Origin of the sequence: Lentimicrobium sp. S6 (assembly GCF_013166635.1) — a bacterium.
GTDB lineage: Bacteria > Bacteroidota > Bacteroidia > Bacteroidales > UBA12170 > UBA12170.
The window spans coordinates 1-642 of record NZ_JABKBZ010000258.1 but is presented as its reverse complement, the minus strand read 5'-3'; the positions used below and the strand labels follow the sequence as shown (position 1 = coordinate 642).

At 33.8% G+C, this 642-nt stretch carries 2 pseudogenes; both read right to left on the bottom strand.

Features of this window, described 5'->3' with window-relative positions:
- Positions 1–335: pseudogene (locus HNS40_RS22625) on the bottom strand (hypothetical protein); the annotation flags it as partial.
- Positions 336–364: 29 nt separating this feature from the next.
- Positions 365–642: pseudogene (locus HNS40_RS23040) on the bottom strand (IS21 family transposase); the annotation flags it as partial.

Below are 642 nucleotides of genomic sequence, written 5' to 3'. Positions count from 1 at the left end.
TGATTGGCAATACGCTCCGATTTACAGTATATTTCGACGTCTTCAGAGTTATATTGTACTTCAACATCATTGCCAATATAACGAAAAGGAACGCTGTAGTAGTTTTTGTCTTCATGTAAATATACAATGCCCATTTTTTGAACTTTTGCTTTTTTGTATTCTTTTAATTCATAAGGTTGTGATGGCAAAGAGGAGAGGTATGATCTTTCATAGTCTGAAAAGTGTTTAAACCGACTTGTTCCCAACTGTTTCATTTGAAAAGCATTATACTCTGTCAGTTTCTCTTTTATGGCTTTGTTTAGTTCTGATATGCTAAATAATGTTTGTTTGCTCAAAGGATAATAGATACGTTGATACACTAATTTCACAGCTCCCTCAACAAGTGCTTTATCTTGTGGCGAATAAGATCTGGTGGGATTATGCTCGTTTTATAATGAATAGCCAAATCTTTTAAGCTCTTGTTTAAAATCGCACTGTATTTGCTTGATTTTGTTACTGCTGATTTTAAATTATCAGTTACTATAGTTTGGGGTACGCCACCAAAATATTGTAAGCAATGATTCATAGAGTTGATGAAATCTTCCTTTCTCTGGCTCATAGTTGCCTCTACATAAGTATAATGACTAGCAGGAAGTATGCTAA